Source organism: Bosea sp. Tri-49, from assembly GCF_003952665.1.
Classification (GTDB): domain Bacteria; phylum Pseudomonadota; class Alphaproteobacteria; order Rhizobiales; family Beijerinckiaceae; genus Allobosea.
In genome coordinates, this window is the sequence record NZ_CP017946.1 from 25,291 (window position 1) to 42,774 (window position 17,484).

A 17,484-nucleotide genomic window follows, 5' to 3' on the forward strand; every position below is an offset into this window, starting at 1 on the left:
GCGAAATTGGGGACGTGACATGCGGGTTCTGCTGATCGAAGACGATAGCGCGACCGCTCAAAGCATCGAGCTGATGCTGAAGTCCGAGAGCTTCAACGTCTACACGACCGATCTCGGCGAAGAGGGCGTCGATCTCGGCAAGCTCTACGACTACGACATCATCCTGCTCGACCTGAACCTCCCCGACATGTCGGGCTATGAGGTGCTGCGCTCTCTGCGCGTCGCCAAGGTCAAGACACCGATCCTGATCCTCTCCGGTCTCGCCGGCATCGAGGACAAGGTGAAGGGTCTCGGCTTCGGCGCCGACGACTATCTGACCAAGCCGTTCCACAAGGACGAACTGGTCGCCCGCATCCATGCCATCGTCCGCCGCTCGAAGGGCCATGCCCAGTCGGTGATCACGACCGGCGACCTCGTCGTCAACCTCGACACCAAGACAGTCGAGGTCGATGCCCAGCGCGTGCATCTGACCGGCAAGGAATACCAGATGCTGGAGCTGCTCTCGCTCCGCAAGGGCACGACGCTGACCAAGGAAATGTTCCTAAACCACCTCTATGGTGGCATGGACGAGCCCGAGCTGAAGATCATCGACGTCTTCATCTGCAAGCTGCGCAAGAAGCTGGCGAACGCCTCCGACGGCAAGAACTACATCGAGACGGTCTGGGGCCGCGGCTATGTGCTGCGCGAGCCGAGCGAAGTCGAAGAACGCATCCCGGCCTGAGACCCGTCATTCCGGCGTCATCATGGACGCCTAAGAGTTAGATCGCCTGATCGTCGGATGTACACGACAGGTGAACGGGGACCCCGCCGAGAGGCGGGGTTTTTGTTTGGCGACGACGCCAGCTTTGTCGAACGCCGGTGAGATCGTCCAGCGTCAGGTCCGGACGATCTTGAGCGGAGGAAGCGCGCTGCTGCGCTCTGCTGTCGCGGCAAAGCCCGGTCGCCGTGCCTGTGCCGTCGAAGCGGCATCGCGGTAGACGCCGCGATATTGCGCGTCCGGCACCAGGGTCGTGGTGATGCCGATGACGGTCTCGGCGGCGCCGAGGATGAAGGCGCCGTTCTGCGCGAGCCGTCCGGCGAGGGCGGCCATCACGCGCGCCTTGGTCGGGACATCGAAATAGATCAACACGTTGCGGCAGAAGATGATGTCGAACTGGCCGAATTGATGATTCGGCTCCAGCAGATTGTGCTGCTTGAGGTCGACCTTGTCGCGAATGCGCTCGGACAGGCGCCATTTGTCGCCCTCCTGCCGGAAATGCTTGAGCAGGAGCTGGATCGGCAAGCCGCGCTGCACCTCGAACTGGCTGTAAAGCCCCTGACGCGCCCGCTCGAGGACGTCGGCGGAAATATCGGTACCAAGGATCTCGACCGTCCAGCCGAAGAGGCGGTCAGCCAACTCGTCGAGCAGCATGGCGAGCGAATAGGCCTCCTGACCGGTCGAGACCGCAGCGCACCAGATGCGCAGCGTCCGGCTTTGCGCATTGGCGGCGAGCTTCTCGGGCAGGAGGATGTCGCGGAACAGGTCGAAGGGCGTGCGATCGCGGAAGAACAGCGTCTCGTTGGTCGTCATTGCATCGACGACGGCCGCTTCGAGCTCGGAAGCGGGGCAATTGCGCAATTGCGCGACCAGCGCCGGTATCCCTGCAATTGCGCGCCGCCGGCAGAGCATGCCGAGCCGACTCTCGACGAGATAGCGCTTCTCCGTGCTGAGAAAAAGGCCTGAGCGCCGCTGCAGGAGCACGCGCAGGAAATCGAAATCCAGCTCGGTCATATGGGATGGCTCCCACCGACGAGCGCCCGGATGGCCGGGCCGATGTTGCCGAGCGGCAGGACGGCGCTTGCTTGCCTCGCCCGCACCACCGAGCCCGGCATGCCCCAGACCGTGCTCGAGGGCTCGTCCTGGGCAATGACTGCAGCGCCGGCACGGCGCAGCGCGGTCGCTCCTTCCGTGCCGTCGCTGCCCATCCCGGTCATGATCAGGCCGAGGGCGGCCGGGCCGAGATGGCGCGCGGCTTCATTGAACAGGACATCCACAGCCGGCCGGCAGAAATGCACCGGCGGGCTGTCGCTGATGCTGGCGACGATATGGCCGAGCTTCCGCTCGATTCCGAGATGCCGCCCTCCCGGCGCGACATAGATCGTGCCACGGGCGAGCCGCTCGCCGTCATGTGGTTCGCGTGCCGGCAGCCCGAGCTGCGCAGAAATCTGCTCGGCGAAGGAGGCGGTGAAAAGCGGCGGCATATGCTGGACGACCAGCGCGACAAGGTTGGCCGCCGCATCGCCGAGATCGCTGAGGACGCGCGCGACGGCCCGCGGCCCGCCGGTCGAGGCGCCGATCACCAGATAGCGTGGCATTGCCGACACCAGCGGGCGTAGGTCGACGATGCCGCTTGGTGGCGAGGCGCCATGGCCAGCCTCGCCGCTGACGTCGCCGTGACGCAACCGGGTCTGCGCAATGCTGCCCAGCTTGCCCAGGAGCTCGCTGCGGAAACCCAGCGACAGCGTCAGGCCGCTGCGACTATCCGGCTTGGGCAGGACGTCGACGGCACCCATGCTCATGCATTGCAGCGCGAGTTTCGCATTGCGCTCGGTGAGTGTGGTCGTCAGCAGGACAGCGGTCCTGGGGCTCTGCTTGACGATTCTGGGCAAGGCCTCGACACCGTCGAGCACCGGCATGTCGAGGTCGAGCACCATGAGGTCTGGATGATGGCGCCCGGCATGCTCGATCGCCGCTTCGCCGTCGCCGGCGACGCCGACGACATGGAAGCGCCCGCTTTCACCGAGCCAGCGCGCGAACAGTCCTCGCACGACCATGGAATCGTCGGCAATCACGACTGTGCTCGGACGCATACCGGCCTGGTTGGTTAGGTTCGGCACCGTGATCATCGCGATTGTGTGGCCCGAGTGCGGGGATGTCGTGTGCCGTGCGACTTCTAGAGCAGGCCGACCTGATGGAATTTCGAGGCCACGATCTCCTTGTCGAACGGCTTCATGATGTACTCGTCAGCGCCGGCGTGCATGGCGCGGGCGATATGAGCGATGTCGTTCTCTGTCGTGCAGAACACGACCTTCGGGCGCTTGCCACCGGGCATTTGCCGCAGATTCCGCAGGAAATCGTAGCCGTCCATCACCGGCATGTTCCAGTCGAGCAGGATGGCGTCCGGCATCTCGCCCTTGCAGGCGTCGATCGCGCGCGCGCCGTCCTCGGCTTCAGCGATGCGGAACTGCAGCCCTTCCAGGATACGGCGGGCAACCTTGCGGATGACGGCGGAGTCATCGACGACGAGGCAATATTTCATGGCGTGACTCCAGGCAGCGGCGCTTGCCGTCAGGCGGCGACCGGCAGTTCGATGTTGAGGACAGCATCCACGTCAATCACGACCAGGAGGCGATCGTCGAGGCGGTGAACACCCTTGGCGAGGGCAGCCCAGGCTCGATCGAGATGGATCGGCACGGGCTCGAAGGTCGTACGGCTGAGACGCATTACTTCGCCGACTGTGTCGACAATGAGCGCGAAGGCTTCGCCGCCCTGATCGATGCCGACTGCGGTAAGTTCGCGTCCGTCAACGCCGGCGGGCGCAGCGGCGGCGTCGACGCGACCCATCCGGCGGCGCATGCAGATCGCGGTGACGACGCGCCCGCGCAGATTGATGAGGCCGACGATCTCGCTCGGCGCCAGGGGCACCGGGGTGACGCGGGTGGCGATGAAGACGTCCTGGACGCGCGCGATCGGCAGGCCGAGCAGCTGCCCGCCGACCGTGACGGTGACATAGTCGAGCGAATCCTCGAAGGCCGCGACGCCGGCTTCGCTATCGTTGCTTGTGCCGGTCATGCGGCTCGCCTCAGTTTGGGCCGGGTCTCGGCGAGCTCGGCAATCAGCGTGCGCCGATCGAACTTGGCAACGACTTCGTCGAACTCCGCCTGTGCAGCCATGACGTGCAGCTCGGGTGTCGGCAAGCTTGCGAGCCCGATGATGCGCAGATCGGCGTGCCGGGCTTCGGCGCGCAGCCGTGCGGCGAGCGCGAAGGCGGCCTCGGCGTTGCGGTCGAGATCGATCACGACGGCGTTCAGCTCGGTGCTGCCAGAAGCGAGACCGGCCGCCATGGCGAGGTCGGCCACATGGATCACCTGCAGGCCGGCGGCTTTCAGTACGGGGGCAAGCATCTCGCGCAGAAACTCGGACGGCTCGACCAGCAGGACGCGCGGTCCGCCTATGCCGCTGCGGCGCACATGCAGCCAGTTGGGATTGGCCTTGGGCAGGTAGTGCGCGAGGTCGAGGATCTCAGTTGCGCGGCCTCTGACGATCGCCGAGCCGAGCAGTCCGTGCTCGGGCATGGCCAGCATCTCGATGTCGAGCACTTCGTCGACGATGTCGACGATGGCGTCGACTGCCAGCGCCATGCTGAAGTCGCCCTCGGAGAAGATCACCAGCGGCTGCAAGCCGCTCTGCCGGAGCTGGACGTCTTCGATGGGAACGACCGGCATCAGCCGACCGCGATAATTGAGCAGCGTGCGTCCTCCGCCGGTCTCGAACAGCCCGGCATCGACCTCTTCAAGTCGCGTCACCAGGGACAGCGGGACGGCTTTCAGCCGATCCTTGCCAGCCCGGAAGACCAACATCGTGGTGCGTTCGACGGGGAGGGCAGCCTCGGCCGAGATGTCCGAGGCGGCTTCGTCCTGAGGCGCCGCCACGCCGACCAGGCGCGCGACCCCGTTGGGATCGACGATCAACACCACTGCGCCGTCGCCGAGAATGGTGTTACCCGAAAAGAGCGGGATATGGCGCAGCCGGGTCGACATCGGTTTGACGACGATTTCTTCGGTGTGGAACACGGATTCCACGAGGATACCGAACTGGCGCTCGCCGACTTGCGTCACGACGATGAAGCCATCGTCGACGATGGCGTCGCTCGCCGTGTCCATCACCCCGGCGAGAGCGATGATTGGCAGCAACCGCTCGCGCAGTCGCAGCACGGGCGCATTGTTGATGCGTTCGATGCTGTGCTCGCCGCCGGCCTTGACGCGCACCAGCTCGCGCACAACCACCTGCGGGATGGCGAAACGCTGGCCAGCGGTCGCGACGATCAGAGCCGAGACGATGGCAAGCGTCAGCGGGATCTTGATCGTTATGGTGGTGCCTGCACCAGCGATGCTGGCGACGTCGATCATGCCGCCGATTGCATCGACATTGACCTTGACCACGTCCATCCCGACGCCGCGTCCGGAAATGGCGGAGACGGTATCGGAGGTCGAGAAGCCCGGATGGAAGATGAAGCGCAGGACCTGCGTCTCGCTCAGCCGTTCTGCCTCCGCTTCGCCGACCAATCCCCGCTGCACCGCCTTGCGGCGGATCCGGGCGGTGTCCATGCCGCGGCCGTCATCGGTGATCGCGATCGTGACAGAGCCGCCTTCATGATAGGCCGATACCCGGATCGTGCCCATTTCGGGCTTGCCGAGCGCAGCGCGCTCCTGTGGTTCCTCGATCGCATGGTCGGCGCAGTTGCGGACCATGTGGATGAGGGGGTCCTTGATCAGTTCGAGGATCTGCCGGTCGAGCTCGGTGTCGGCCCCTTCCGTCACCAGCTCGATCTTCTTGCCGAGGTCGGTGGAGAGATCGCGGACGATGCGCGGCAGCTTCGACCAGGCATTGCCGATCGGCTGCATGCGCGTCTTCATCACGCCGTCCTGCAATTCGGCGGTGATCAGCGAGAGCCGCTGCAGCGGTCCTTTCAGGCCAGCATCCTCCTGCCGGCGGGCTATCTCGAGCAATTGGTTGCGGGTCAGCACCAGCTCCGAGACCATGGTCATCAGATGCTCGAGCGTGTCGACATTGACGCGCAGTGTTGCCGGCCCAGCCGCCTTCAAGTCCCGGGCAGTATCGCCGTGAGCCTGTCCGGGTTGGTCGAGCGGGCTCGGCGCCGCGCGAAAGACCAGATCCATCTCGTCCACCGCCGCACCCGAGGTGGGCGGGGGCGCAGGCTCTGCCGGGCGAGTTCCTGCGGTGCGGGCGAGATAGGCTGCGACCGGATCGAGCGGTGGCTGTGTCTGCCGGGCGGCCAGCTCCTGCTTTGCCCGCTGGGCGAGGCCGCGCAATTCGTCGATCAGCTGGCCGTCATGGCCTGGCGGCTCCTGCCCCTTCTCGGCGAGCTCGGCCATGATCTCCTTGATCCGGTCGATGGTCTCGAGGATCGCGGTGACTGCAGTCGACGAGACGCTCGCGCCGTCGCGGAACTGGCCAATGACGGATTCGGCGGCATGCGTCAGTGCTTCGAGCCGCGGCAGGCCGATGAAGCCACAGGTGCCTTTGACCGTGTGAACGAGCCGGAAGATGTTGCGCAGGATATCCCCGTTATTGGGCTCCTGCTCGAAGCGGACGAGTTCTCGATCGACCATATCGAGATGCTCGCCGGTCTCGCCGAGAAACTCTTGTAGCAACTCGTCCATGCACGGACTGCTCACTTACATCACGGATTTGTTCCGGATAGTGCGGTGCAAGGGTTTATGATCAGTTGAGAGCGAGCGGAAACCGCGCAACATCACGCTCGCCGGAGCTGTTTTGCCGGCGCTCAGGCCGCTTCCGCATTGATACTGACGGTATCGCCCTCGATCGCGAAGGCGATTTTCATTCCGGCGGCGCGGGCGACCAGGCCGGTATAGAGCGGCTGGACCGCGTGAGCGTCGATGACGCCGCTTTCGGAGCGCCCGGCAATCAGCTCCTCGACATGGGCGGGAATGCGCGCATGCGAGCCCGTCGCGGTGATGGCGAAGCTGCCCTGCTCGCCGGTGACGGTGGCTCGGGATGTGATCTTGCCGCCGCGTGGGATCGCCTGCGTCGCTAGAACGAGGAGGTTGAGCACCAGCTTGACCTGGTTCTTCGGCAGGAGGGCGCGCGGCGCCTCCCAGTCGAGCGACAGTTTCTCGTCGTTGAGAAAGCCGTTGGCGACGGCGCCGGCGTCGCCAAGGTCGATCATCGCTCCGGCCGAGCCGGCCGCGCCGAAGGCGAGCCGCGCGAATTGCAGGCGGGCCGAGGCATTGCGCGCGCTCTTCTTGATCAGGTCGAGCGCGAAATCCTTCATCGAGGGGTCGTCCTCTTCGAGCACTTCGAGCGCGTTGACGATCGCGCCGACAGGGCTGATCACGTCATGACAGACGCGGCTGCAGAGAAGTGCGGCCAGATCGAGCGGCTCGAGCGAGATGGCGGTCATGATCCGGTCCTGCGATAAAGAGAATCAGGGCGGTACGCGCCCAATGTCGATGGCGCAGCATGCGCTACGCTGGTTTGCAGCTGGTTAACCATAGCGGGAGGCGCCCACGGCCGGAATGTTCCGCTCCGGCATGCCGGGGCAAGATGGCTGCCAGAAGGCGAGCCGGCTTTTTCTTTGGCGCGCCATGCACTACCTAACAGAGCGATACCGCCGGAGGCGCCGCCCGGCATTCGCACTGCAACGGCATCCGGCGCCGGCGAGACTGGTTCGAACATGGCCATCGCTCACGACGATCCACGCCTGAGCGACCGGGACGGGCTGGCACGCTCGCTCGGCGAAGCGGCGCGGCGCACGGCGGCCGTCCTGCTTGCGAAGCGGGCGGCGCGCGACGTCAAGCTCAAGGCCGACGGATCGCCAGTCTGCTCGGCCGATCTCGCTGCGGATTTCGCCGCGAAGCAGGCGCTCGCCGAGCTACTGCCAGGCTTTCCGGTGATCAGCGAAGAGAGTGTCGGCGACGTGGCCCCGGCCCCGGTTTTCATCCTGCTCGACCCGCTCGACGGCACGCGCGAGTTCCTGGCCTCCGGCGATAGCTATTGCGTTGCAATCGCCGTGATCCACGATGGCCGACCGCTCGCCGGGGCACTCGCCGCCCCGGCCATAGGCCGGCTCTGGTACGGTGGAGAGCGGAGCTTCACCCAGGCATTGGACGCAGACGCGGCGCCGCTGGGCGCAGCGCGTGAAGTCCATGTCCGTACGGAGCCGACAGACGGGCCGCTCATGCTGGTCAGCCGTTTCCACGGCGACACGGTGAGTGCCGGTGTTGCGGCCGCGCTTGCAAAGGGGGAGGGCGCGCCGGTGTCCTCGGCCGTGAAGTTCGGGCTCATCGCCAGCGGCGAGGCCGATCTGCATGTGCGCGGTGGCACCACGATGGAATGGGACATCGCCGCCGGCGATGCCATCCTTGCGGCTGCTGGCGGAGTGGTGCTGACCCTCGACGGTGAAAAGCCTGTTTACGGCAATGCCGGGCGCGATTTCCGCAATCCGCCCTTCGTCGCGGCAAGCTGCGAGAGACTGGCCAGGCTCGCGATCGAGAAGGCGGCGACCTGCCGCTGCTGAGACTTGCCGCTGCTGAGCGGACTCAGCGTGCGATCGACACCGTCACGGCAGGCCAGCGTTCCTGGGCTTTCGCTCGCAAGGGCGCCTCAGCGAGGAAGCGCCGGCGGTTCTCGTCGCTGCGAAAGAAATAGAGTCGCGATCCGATGACGGCGAAGCGGCGCGGATCGGCATCGACAACGCGCCCCTCCGCGATGCCACTGGCATCGAAGCCGCCGAAGCGTGGGGTATAGACCTCCGGCGCCTCGCGAAAAGCGTCGCGATTGGCGGCGCTGGCAAAGCGCCAGACCATTCCTTCTGAGGTCAGTTCGTAATCGGGCAGTCCCGGCACCGCGGCATCGTTCAGGAAATAGGCGACGGGATCGAAGCCAGAGAGAGCGAGGCCCGAACGATTGTCGCGCTGCATGCTCTCGCCGAGGCTAGGCATTTGCGGCAGGCCTGGAGGGAGGGCTGACGCCCGGCTCGCTACGACCGCGAAGGGAAGCGCACAGCTTAATCCGATGCCGGCGAGCACAATCCCGGCATGCCTTGCTGCGGCCTTCATCGACACCAATCCTTGGCTTCAAGTCGCGTCACGGCGCGTTCTGCGCCGCAGTTCACCGCTTGGATACACATACAGCGTATCCAGGAGGTTACCGTGGTCACGAGGATTCGCACGACCCACCGTCGACGCCACCCGGCAGGAGGCCGAATGCCCATGCCCGGCGCTTGCCTGGAGACGATGAGATGAACCATACCCGCCGCACCCTGCTCGCCAGCGCACTGCTGCTCGGCGCAGGCCTCGCCGCCGGTCCCGCCGCCGCTCAGCAGAGCGAGCGCTCCTTTTCGCAGAACGAGCTGGTCACCTCCGGCCATCAGTTCTTCGGCAATGTCTCGCGCGGTCTTGCCCTGACGATCGAGGAAGCGGTGCGTCGCTGGGGCGAGCCGAACGGCTATGTCCTCGGCCAGGAAGCGTCCGGCGCCTTTGTGGGCGGGCTGCGCTATGGTGAGGGCACGCTGTTCACCCGCAATGCCGGCGACCGCAAGGTGTACTGGCAGGGGCCGTCTGTCGGCTTCGATTTCGGCGGCGACGGCGCCCGCACCATGATGCTGATCTACAATCTGCCCAGCGTCGGCGCGCTCTACCAACGTTTCGGCGGGGTCGACGGCTCGGTCTACTTCGTCGGTGGCTTCGGTTTCACCGCGCTGACGGCTGGTGGCGTGATGGTCGTGCCGATCCGCACTGGCGTCGGCTGGCGCCTCGGCGTCAATCTCGGCTATCTGAAATTCACGCCAGAGGCGACTTGGAACCCGTTCTGATCTGACAATTCGGGGCTGCTGGTCTTATCTTGCAAGGCATGGCAGCCTGACATCGGGCTGACCGCAGAAACTGGAGCTGCCCTGCCTTGATCGAAGCCGTCATGCTCGTGGCGCTCGGCTTCCTGTCGGCCAGCCTGCTCGCCCTCTCGGCGTTGCCGGCTCTGAGCCGCAGGGCCGACCGGCTGGCGCGGCGACGAGCGGAGACGGCGTTTCCGCTGTCGCTCGCCGAAATCGCAGCCGATCGCGACCATTTGCGCGCGGAGCAGGCGATCCGCGAGCGGGTGCTGGAGCAGAGGGCCGAAAGTGGCTTTGCCGCCAAGGCGAGCGCGATGAGCGAGCTTGGCCGGCGCGACATGACGATAAGCCGACTCGAAACCGACCTGACCGAACGACGGCAGAAGATCGCTGATCTCGAAACGGAGCTGGGACAGGCGACGCAGGATCTGGCGGACACGCGCGCGACGCTGGCGACGGAAAGCGTCGGCCACCAGACGACGCAGGCGACATTGTCGAGCCGGGTCAGCGATCTTGCGGCCGTGGAGGCGCAACTCGCCGAGACCCGCCAGGCGCTCAGCGGCAGCTCGGCCGATCTCGCTGCCCGCAGCCATCAGCTTGCCGAGCTCAGGGCCTTGCACGACAGGACCGAAGCGACGCTTGCCGAGCGCGACCAGACTCTTTCGGCATTGAACAGCGAGCATGATCGCCAGCGCCTCGTCCTGGTCGAGGCCGGCACGCTCAGGCTCAAGCTGGAGGGCGAACGTGACGATTTCTCGGCCCGGCTCATCACGGCCGAGGCGGCGCTCGCAGAAGTGCGCGCGAGCCTCTCCGCGATGAAGCTGGACCGCGACAGCGAGAGGTTGCGCGCCGACGCGCTTTCGACGCGCGCGACCGAGGCCAAGGCAGCGTCGCGAGCTGCCGATGCGAACGCCGTCAAGCTCGGCGCCGAGATCGCACGACAGGAGGCGGCATTGACGCAAGCATCCGCCGAGCACGCCGAGGCGCTGGCCCGGATCAAAGCTCTGGAAGACAAGATCGAAGCCGCCGTTGCGGCCGAGGCCCGCTTGAAGGGGCAACTGGCCAGCGACGCGGCGGCTCACCGCGACGCCTTGCGCGAGCGCGACGAGACGGTCGAAGCGCTCCATGCCGAGCTGGGCACCGTCCAGGGCGCCCGTGACCAGGCGCGTGCCGACCGGGCCGGCCTCAAGCGCGAGCTTGCGGCCTTGCGCAAGCAGAACGGCGGCAAGGCGGCCGGCGAGGCAGTCCTGCGCCAGGAGATCGTCCGGCTGGCCGATGCACTGCTAGTGGCGTCGGAAAACCGCGAGGCGGCGGAATAGGCGCCTGCCCGACAGGGCCTTTCCACTTTTGTCGAACATGTTCTAGGGAGGACCGGGCCGCGCTCGCGGCCGGCGGTTTCGGTTGGGATGATGACGGACATCGTTTGTATCGGCGAGCCTCTCGGCGAGTTCAACGCGACACGAGGCGAAACCGGCGCCTATCGCTTCGGTCATGGCGGCGACACCTCCAACTGCGCGGTCGCGGCAGCCCGGCAAGGGGCGAGCGTCGCCTACATCGGTGCGCTCGGCGATGACGAGCCCGGCCGTTCGCTGCGGTCACTATGGGCACAGGAAGGCGTCGACGACAGCCAGGTCTCGACCCATCCGTCGGCACCGACGGGGCTCTACTTCGTCTCCCACGGCCCGCAGGGGCACGTCTTCTCCTATCTGCGCGCCGGTTCGGCGGCGAGCCTCTACGGCCCGGCGCAACTGCCGAAGCATGTCATCGCCTCCGCCAAGGTGATCCAGGCTTCCGGCATCAGCCAGGCGATCTCGGCGAGCGCCTGCGATGCGGTGTTCGAGGCTTTCGCGACGGCGCGCGAGAACGGCGTGCTGACAGCCTACGATACCAATCTCAGGCTGAAGCTCTGGCCGCTGACACGGGCGCGGGCGATCATCCATGCCGCCTGCGAGATGGCCGACATCGTCCTACCGGGCGACGGCGACGCCAAGCTGCTGACCGGGCTGGAGCAGCCCGATGCCATCGTCGATTTCTACCTCAAGCTGGGCGCCAAAGTGGTGGCCCTGACGCTCGGCCATGAGGGCTCACTGGTCGCGACGCCTTTGAGCCGCCAGCGTTTCGTGCCGATCAAGGTGGATGCGATCGACGCGACCGGCGCCGGCGATTGCTATGACGGTGCCTTCCTCGCCGAATACATCCGCACCGGCGACGCCTTCACGGCCGGAGCCTATGCCAATGTCGCGGCGGCTTTATCGACGCAGGGTTATGGGGCAGTGGCGCCGCTGCCACGCCGGGCTGCGGTCGAGGCGCGGATCGCGCAGGAAGTGGCTAGCCGAGCATGAGCGTTCCAGTTCTGATGGAAGCGGGCGCGCTGCTTGCGCGCTACGATGTGCTGATCAGCGATGTCTGGGGCGTCGTCCATGACGGCGTGCTGGCGCTCGATCCGGCCTGCGACGCCCTGATGCGCTATCGCGAGGGAGGCGGCACGGTGGTGCTGCTCTCGAACGCGCCGGGCCCCTCCGAGCAGATCGCCGGTGTGCTCGACGAAAAGCGCGTACCGCGCGCCGCCTGGGACCGGCTGGTGACCTCGGGCGACGTGACGCGGGCGCTGATCGCCGAGACGCATCTGCGCAAGGTTTACCACATCGGCGAGCATGGGGACCGGGCGGTGTTCGCGGGCTTCGACATCGAGCTCGTCGGCGAGGCCGAGGCCGAATTCGTCGTCGCGACCGAGCTCAACGATTATCGCCGCGAGACACCGGAACAGTACCGGCCGCTGCTATCGCGTTTCGCTGCGCGCGGATTGCCGTTCATCTGCGGCAATCCCGATCTCGTCGTCCATGTCGGCCATGACCTCCTGCCCTGTGCCGGGGCGCTGGCGGCGATCTATGAGGAGCTCGGCGGGCATGTCGCCTGGGCCGGCAAGCCGCATCGCCCGGCCTATGACCTCGCGCTGGCGGCCGCCTGCGAGGCGCGGAGAGGGCGCGATGTCGATCCGGCTCGCGTGCTCGTCATCGGCGATGCGGTCCGCACCGACCTCGCCGGCGCCAGGATGATGGGCTTCGACAGCCTGTTCATTGCCGGCGGCATCCATCGCGACGAGACGATCCGGGATGGCTCTGTCGTTCCCGATGGGCTCGCGCGGGTCCTGGCGGCGCACCGGCCATTGCCGGTCGCGGCGATGGCGGCGCTGGGGTAAGGGCGAACACCGAATATTGACCGGTGGTCGCTATCTGCTTGTCGGTGGTTCCCCGCTGAGCGAGTTCGATCTCGATGTCTCCTGCGCCTGAAGACAGTTGCTTACGGTGCGAGAAGTCCTTTTCGGTGGCAAATCCAGTCTGCCCTCATTGCGGTTATCCCCGCGCGAACGAAGCCGAGCGCCGAACTGACCAATGGCAATTGGTTCTGGCGATCGTTGCTAGCATCGGCCTGCTGCTGTTTTGGCAATGGTGGGCCAGGTGAATGCAGACGGCGTGATCAGCCGTCTCAGACCGGCGGCGGGTTCGCCTTGCGGATACGCTCGCCGATCGCGTGATAGAGGCCGTCGATCGGGCGGAAGACGAAGCGCACCGTCGAGCGCCCGGGCGGCACCTGGACGGCCCGGAAGATCACGTTGGCGCGCAACAGCTCAGCCTGCTTGCCATCGACCTCGACCTGCCACCATGGTTGCCAGACATCGTTGAGCACGACGAAGCCGCCGCGTGGCGCGTCGACATCGAGCAGCACCTCGGTCGTGCCATAATTGCGGATGCGGACGCTGCCTGCCTGGGCCGGGCCGGTTGGCAAAGGCGGCGGCGCCTTGTCGAGCAGGACGGTGCGGCGCGGATCGAAGCCAGCAGGCCATTGGCCGCTCTTCAGGATGGTACCGAAATCGGCGGCTTGCGCTTCCGTGACGAGGAGCACGCGTGGCAAGGCGCGCGGGTTCTCGTAAACATAAGCATCCTTGGTGCGGGCGATCTGGACGAGGTCGCCGGGCTTCAGCCGCTTGTCGATCTCCTCAACCGGGACGCCGGTCGCGATGAAGCGCAGGCCGAGCATGTCAGCGAGCAGCGAGCGATAGGACGGCATCAGCGCTGAGAAGGTGCGCTGGTCGGGCAGGGCGACATGGTCGCCGGCGCCGGTCGCCTGGCTGTAGAGGCCGAGCCGGAGCGGGTTGTAGCCCAGCGTGTTGTCGAGCCCATGCACCAGGCTGGCGTTCGGCCAGTGGAAATCGATGCCGGCGAGCTCGATACGGTCGCGCCGGTCGGGGCCGGCGGTACGGGCAGTCTCGCGCTTCAACAGGGCGATGGTCTCGTTGCTGCTGTCGGCACGGAGCACCTCATACATCTTGGCCGGCAGCGCCGTCGACTCGCTCGGTCCGTTGTTGACCGAGAGATCGACGATCATGGCGGCGGCGAGCACGATGGTTGCGGCCATGCCGGCGCCCTGCAAGGCGAGTCCGCGCGCCGCGACGAGTGCGCCGGCAACCAGCATAAGGCAGAGCGCGGCGGTCACCACGGGTACGAAAGCGACGTGCAGGCGGCCGACCGTCCAGGCGAGCCAGATCGCGAGACCGAAACCTGCCAGCAGCAGCAGGATTTCGAGCGCGATCTGCCAGCGGCGCGGACGCGGCGCGGTATCGGTCAGGACGAGATGGGTGAGATAGCCGCCGAGGATCGAGAGTAGAGCGCCGAGGATGAAGAGCGCGTCGGCAGGGCGGCGGTAGAAATCGCTCCCTGGCAAATGGAAGAGCAAGGCGAAGCCCGGGGTGTAGCGGCCGAGCGCATAGACCAGCACGATCAGCGCTGCTGCGCTCAACGCGACGATCTCGCGCCGCAGCAGCGCGCCGCGGACGATGCCGACGCCGATGACGAGCAGGATCGGCAGGAGGCCGAGATAGAGCTCACCCATATTGCGGGCGAGGTAGAGGTCGAGCGGGCCGAAGCGCTTCTCCCAGGCCGGGCTGGGCGGGCCCCAGAAATTCTCCAGCGGCCCGGACGCGCCATAGAGATTGGCGATCAGCCCGGTCAGCAGCGAGCCTGGATGCAGCGAGCCCTTGCCGGCCCCGGCGAGATCGATGACCGGCCGGTTGGATTCCTCCGCCAGGACGGCGGTGAGCAGGATCGGGACGGTCGCGACCAGCGTGGCGCCGAGCACGCCAAGCACCAGCGGCATGAGGCTCGCGCGCAGCGCTGACAGTGGCTTGTCTGCCATGGCGATAGCGGCGAGAACCAGCCCGGCGAGGACATAGACGCCGAGCAACGCGACCTGGTCGCGCCCGAGCACCATGAAGCCGGCGGCGACACCGGCCGCGAAGCCGTAGCGCCAGGAGCTGCGCTCGAGCGCGCGCGAAAGCAGCAGCAGCGTCACCGCGAAATAGGTCAGGCTCAGCACCTGGCCGACATGCTGGATGCGCCAGGCGGCGGCGGCGCCGAAGGCGAATGAGAGCGCGCAGACGACCGCGCCGGCCGGGTGCCAGCCACGATCGCGGAAAAGCAGGACGAGACAGAGCGCGCCGACGAGGAGCGAGCCGAGGAGGGCGCCGTCGCTCCAGCGGAAATCCGGCGTCGGGTTGAGCAGCGCGATCAGGAAGAAGGGTGGCGAGAAGATCAGCGATTGCGGATCGGCGACCTGCGGCGAGCCGGCGAAGACGAAGGGTGTCCAGAACGGCGAGAGACCCTTGTGCAGGGCGCTGGCGAGGAATTGCAGCTGCGGATGGAAATGCGCCTTGGCGTCCCAGGGGATGGTGACGGCGCCGGAGAGCCAAGGCCAGGACAAAGCGAGCCAGCCGGCGCAAACCAGCAGAATCACCCTGGCGGTCGGCCAGGGCGCGGCAGGTGGTTCGATGTCGTGGCGGTCCCGGTCGGGCATGGTGGCTTCCTGCCCCAGGCCCGTCGTGGGATCAATCCTTCGGAGCAGCGCGCGCCATCAGCGCATCCATGTCGATGAAATGGCCGGCGCGGTCACGCTTGGAGGCGAGATAGCGGACATTGTGGACGTTCGGGCGGCCGAGCACGCGCTGGGTCGCGGCGACTTCGAGCCCGGCGGCCTTGATCGCCCCGACCTTGAGCGGGTTGTTGGTCAGCGCCGTGACGCTGGAGACGCCGAGCTGCTTCAGCATCGCGGCGGCGAAATCGAAATGGCGCTGGTCGAGATCGAAGCCGAGCACCTCGTCGGCGTCATAGGTGTCCCAGCCCTGGCTCTGCAGCTTGTAGGCCCGCATCTTGTTGGAGATGCCGTTGCCGCGGCCTTCCTGGTCGAGATAGAGCAGGATGCCGCCCTCGTTCTGCGCCATCCACTGCACGGTCTCGCGCAGTTGGTCGCCGCAATCGCATTTCAGCGAGCCGAAGAGGTCGCCGGTCAGGCAGGCCGAATGCAGCCGCACCGGCACGGCGGTCGAGAGATCCGGCTTGCCGACGATGATCGCGACCTGGTCGCGCAAGCCTTCGCCGCCGCGGAAGACGACGAACTCGGTATCGGGCGCACCTTCCAGCGGGACCGGTGCACGGCCGACGATGGCAAGCCGTGCGACCTGAGCGGCGCGGTAGCCATTGAGGGCCTCGATCGTGACTTCGATCAACGGCTCGCCGGCGACCTGCTCGGCCGAAACCGGGACGAGGATCACCGCCGGCAGAACCAGTGCGAGGCGCGCCAGCTCGAGTGCGGCATTGTCGAGCGGGCCGGCCGGGCCGACAGGCGCATCGACGCGGGCATCGAGCTTCAGCGCAAGGGCCTCGATGCGCGGAAGGTCGATCAAGGGCATAGCGAGGATGCCGGTCTCCGCACGCCCTTTGGCGCCAAGACGGCGCAAGCGCGCAGCGCTCAGCACGAGGCGGGCATGGCCAGCGGAGAGATCGTCGAGACGGCTGGCGAGATCGGCCTCAGCGAGCTCGGCCGACAACGCCAGTGCCAGATCGCCGCCATGGCGCAGCAGCACGGGGCGTGCAGCGCGGAACTCGGCGAGAGCGCGGTCGACGGTGACCAGATCGGTTTCACCCGGCCGGCCGAAAAGCGTACGCGACTGAGGCATCGGAAGGTCCGTCAGATTGCGCCCGAAAGCGGCGGAGGAAGTATGCTTGCTACGCGCGTCTCACCCGGACGGATGCATCCGATGCAACATCGCGTTCCTACAACGTGTCCGTTTCTGCGTGGTTCCCAAGACAGTGCCGGCAATCGGACGAGGATCGGCGCCGATTGCAGACTGGCCTATAAAAGCGCGAGATTGAACACCAGATGAATAGTCGCAGCAGCGGGGCAAATATGGCTATCGGGAGCGTCGAAGTGAAATGACGCAGCGACATGACGAGGTGACGGCCGGCGCGGGACGCGCCGCGATCTACAGCCCGGTGGCGCGGTCCCTGCACTGGATCACCGCCGCGGCAGCGCTCGTGATGGTGCCGCTCGGGCTGGCCATGACCTATCGCGGCAACACGCTCGACATCTGGGACGGGGTGACCGACGCGCTTTATTCCTCGCACAAGCTGCTCGGCTTCCTCGTGCTCTGGCTCAGCGCTGGCCGGCTGATCTACCGGCTGATGCACGGCGCACCGCCCGACGAGCCGACGCTGGAATGGTGGCAGAAGGCCGCCTCGCATCTCGTGCATTGGGTGCTCTACGGCCTGCTGCTGATCGTGCCGCTGCTCGGCTGGATCGGTATCTCGCTGTTTCCGTCGCTGACGGTGTTCAACCTGTTCGATTTGCCGGCGCTGGCCGTGCCCAACGAAGAGGTAGCCAAGCGCGTGCTTTCCATCCATGGCTGGCTCGCCATCCTGCTGGCGCTGCTGGTCTGCGGGCATATCGCGGCGGCACTCTTCCACTATTTCATCCGCAAGGATGGCGTGCTGCGCCGGATGCTGCCCGGGCTGAAATAACG

General features: G+C 66.5%; 16 protein-coding genes. 7 read left to right on the forward strand and 9 right to left on the reverse strand.

Annotation, left to right across the window (positions count from 1 at the left end; all coding sequences use genetic code 11):
• Positions 1 to 19: 19 nt before the first annotated feature.
• Positions 20 to 721, forward strand: a complete 702-nt coding sequence (gene ctrA, locus BLM15_RS00125; protein WP_091839107.1) for a response regulator transcription factor CtrA — start codon at positions 20 to 22, stop codon at positions 719 to 721.
• Between the two features lie 153 nt (positions 722 to 874).
• On the opposite strand, the gene BLM15_RS00130 is transcribed toward ctrA, so the two are convergent.
• From BLM15_RS00130 to chpT, 6 genes are all read right to left on the reverse strand, one after another.
• Entirely contained in the window at positions 875 to 1,771 is an 897-nt protein-coding gene (locus BLM15_RS00130) for a CheR family methyltransferase (RefSeq protein WP_126109215.1), read from the reverse strand.
• Positions 1,768 to 2,886: a chemotaxis-specific protein-glutamate methyltransferase CheB gene (gene cheB, locus BLM15_RS00135; protein WP_126109217.1), complete on the reverse strand. Its 1,119-nt coding sequence runs from the start codon at positions 2,884 to 2,886 to the stop codon at positions 1,768 to 1,770. Before cheB ends, BLM15_RS00130 begins: the two co-directional genes overlap by 4 nt.
• Before the next feature lie 47 nt (positions 2,887 to 2,933).
• The gene (locus tag BLM15_RS00140; RefSeq protein ID WP_110488743.1) at positions 2,934 to 3,299 is read right to left on the reverse strand and encodes a response regulator; all 366 of its coding nucleotides are present in this window, start codon (positions 3,297 to 3,299) and stop codon (positions 2,934 to 2,936) included.
• 29 nt (positions 3,300 to 3,328) lie between these two features.
• Positions 3,329 to 3,832, reverse strand: a complete 504-nt coding sequence (locus tag BLM15_RS00145) for a chemotaxis protein CheW (protein WP_126109219.1) — start codon at positions 3,830 to 3,832, stop codon at positions 3,329 to 3,331.
• A complete protein-coding gene (locus tag BLM15_RS00150; RefSeq protein ID WP_126109221.1) occupies positions 3,829 to 6,444 on the reverse strand; it encodes a hybrid sensor histidine kinase/response regulator in 2,616 nt (871 codons plus the stop codon). The genes BLM15_RS00145 and BLM15_RS00150 overlap by 4 nt, the downstream gene beginning before the upstream one ends.
• A 122-nt stretch (positions 6,445 to 6,566) precedes the next feature.
• On the reverse strand, positions 6,567 to 7,205 hold the full coding sequence (chpT, locus tag BLM15_RS00155) for a histidine phosphotransferase ChpT (RefSeq protein WP_126109223.1): 639 nt from the start codon (positions 7,203 to 7,205) through the stop codon (positions 6,567 to 6,569).
• 273 nt (positions 7,206 to 7,478) lie between these two features.
• On the opposite strand from chpT, the gene BLM15_RS00160 reads away from it, so the two are divergent.
• Positions 7,479 to 8,321: a 3'(2'),5'-bisphosphate nucleotidase CysQ family protein gene (locus BLM15_RS00160; RefSeq protein ID WP_126109225.1), complete on the forward strand. Its 843-nt coding sequence runs from the start codon at positions 7,479 to 7,481 to the stop codon at positions 8,319 to 8,321.
• Positions 8,322 to 8,343: 22 nt separating this feature from the next.
• On the opposite strand, the gene BLM15_RS00165 is transcribed toward BLM15_RS00160, so the two are convergent.
• Positions 8,344 to 8,724, reverse strand: a complete 381-nt coding sequence (locus tag BLM15_RS00165; protein ID WP_126109227.1) for a YHS domain-containing (seleno)protein — start codon at positions 8,722 to 8,724, stop codon at positions 8,344 to 8,346.
• Positions 8,725 to 9,044: 320 nt separating this feature from the next.
• Between BLM15_RS00165 and BLM15_RS00170 the strand changes: the two genes are divergently transcribed.
• From BLM15_RS00170 to BLM15_RS00185, 4 genes are all read left to right on the forward strand, one after another.
• Entirely contained in the window at positions 9,045 to 9,617 is a 573-nt protein-coding gene (locus BLM15_RS00170) for a DUF1134 domain-containing protein (RefSeq protein WP_126109229.1), read from the forward strand.
• Between the two features lie 86 nt (positions 9,618 to 9,703).
• A complete protein-coding gene (locus BLM15_RS00175) occupies positions 9,704 to 10,951 on the forward strand; it encodes a coiled-coil domain-containing protein (RefSeq protein WP_126109231.1) in 1,248 nt (415 codons plus the stop codon).
• Between the two features lie 90 nt (positions 10,952 to 11,041).
• A complete protein-coding gene (locus BLM15_RS00180) occupies positions 11,042 to 11,974 on the forward strand; it encodes a sugar kinase (protein WP_126109233.1) in 933 nt (310 codons plus the stop codon).
• Positions 11,971 to 12,831 carry a TIGR01459 family HAD-type hydrolase gene (locus tag BLM15_RS00185; RefSeq protein WP_126109235.1) on the forward strand — a complete coding sequence of 287 codons (861 nt, stop codon included), beginning with the start codon at positions 11,971 to 11,973 and terminating at the stop codon, positions 12,829 to 12,831. Before BLM15_RS00180 ends, BLM15_RS00185 begins: the two co-directional genes overlap by 4 nt.
• Positions 12,832 to 13,118: 287 nt before the next feature.
• Here BLM15_RS00185 and BLM15_RS00190 read toward each other — a convergent pair whose 3' ends face one another.
• Both BLM15_RS00190 and ribA read right to left on the reverse strand, forming a co-directional pair.
• A complete protein-coding gene (locus tag BLM15_RS00190; protein WP_126109237.1) occupies positions 13,119 to 15,482 on the reverse strand; it encodes a hypothetical protein in 2,364 nt (787 codons plus the stop codon).
• A gap of 31 nt (positions 15,483 to 15,513) precedes the next feature.
• Positions 15,514 to 16,641, reverse strand: coding sequence for a GTP cyclohydrolase II RibA (ribA, locus tag BLM15_RS00195; RefSeq protein ID WP_126109239.1), 1,128 nt, complete (start codon positions 16,639 to 16,641; stop codon positions 15,514 to 15,516).
• Positions 16,642 to 16,897: 256 nt separating this feature from the next.
• Here ribA and BLM15_RS00200 point away from each other — a divergent pair, with 256 nt between their 5' ends.
• Positions 16,898 to 17,482: a cytochrome b gene (locus BLM15_RS00200; RefSeq protein ID WP_126109241.1), complete on the forward strand. Its 585-nt coding sequence runs from the start codon at positions 16,898 to 16,900 to the stop codon at positions 17,480 to 17,482.
• Positions 17,483 to 17,484 lie beyond the last annotated feature (2 nt).

Coding starts and splice junctions, on each gene's coding strand:
- BLM15_RS00170 (WP_126109229.1), top strand. CDS start 9,045: ATGAACCATACCCGCCGCACCCTGCTCGCCAGCGCACTGCTGCTCGGC.
- BLM15_RS00150 (WP_126109221.1), bottom strand. CDS start 6,444: ATGGACGAGTTGCTACAAGAGTTTCTCGGCGAGACCGGCGAGCATCTC.
- BLM15_RS00160 (WP_126109225.1), top strand. CDS start 7,479: ATGGCCATCGCTCACGACGATCCACGCCTGAGCGACCGGGACGGGCTG.
- BLM15_RS00165 (WP_126109227.1), bottom strand. CDS start 8,724: ATGCAGCGCGACAATCGTTCGGGCCTCGCTCTCTCTGGCTTCGATCCC.
- BLM15_RS00185 (WP_126109235.1), top strand. CDS start 11,971: ATGAGCGTTCCAGTTCTGATGGAAGCGGGCGCGCTGCTTGCGCGCTAC.
- BLM15_RS00130 (WP_126109215.1), bottom strand. CDS start 1,771: ATGACCGAGCTGGATTTCGATTTCCTGCGCGTGCTCCTGCAGCGGCGC.
- ribA (WP_126109239.1), bottom strand. CDS start 16,641: ATGCCTCAGTCGCGTACGCTTTTCGGCCGGCCGGGTGAAACCGATCTG.
- BLM15_RS00180 (WP_126109233.1), top strand. CDS start 11,042: ATGACGGACATCGTTTGTATCGGCGAGCCTCTCGGCGAGTTCAACGCG.
- ctrA (WP_091839107.1), top strand. CDS start 20: ATGCGGGTTCTGCTGATCGAAGACGATAGCGCGACCGCTCAAAGCATC.
- BLM15_RS00190 (WP_126109237.1), bottom strand. CDS start 15,482: ATGCCCGACCGGGACCGCCACGACATCGAACCACCTGCCGCGCCCTGG.
- BLM15_RS00200 (WP_126109241.1), top strand. CDS start 16,898: ATGACGCAGCGACATGACGAGGTGACGGCCGGCGCGGGACGCGCCGCG.
- cheB (WP_126109217.1), bottom strand. CDS start 2,886: ATGATCACGGTGCCGAACCTAACCAACCAGGCCGGTATGCGTCCGAGC.
- BLM15_RS00140 (WP_110488743.1), bottom strand. CDS start 3,299: ATGAAATATTGCCTCGTCGTCGATGACTCCGCCGTCATCCGCAAGGTT.
- chpT (WP_126109223.1), bottom strand. CDS start 7,205: ATGACCGCCATCTCGCTCGAGCCGCTCGATCTGGCCGCACTTCTCTGC.
- BLM15_RS00145 (WP_126109219.1), bottom strand. CDS start 3,832: ATGACCGGCACAAGCAACGATAGCGAAGCCGGCGTCGCGGCCTTCGAG.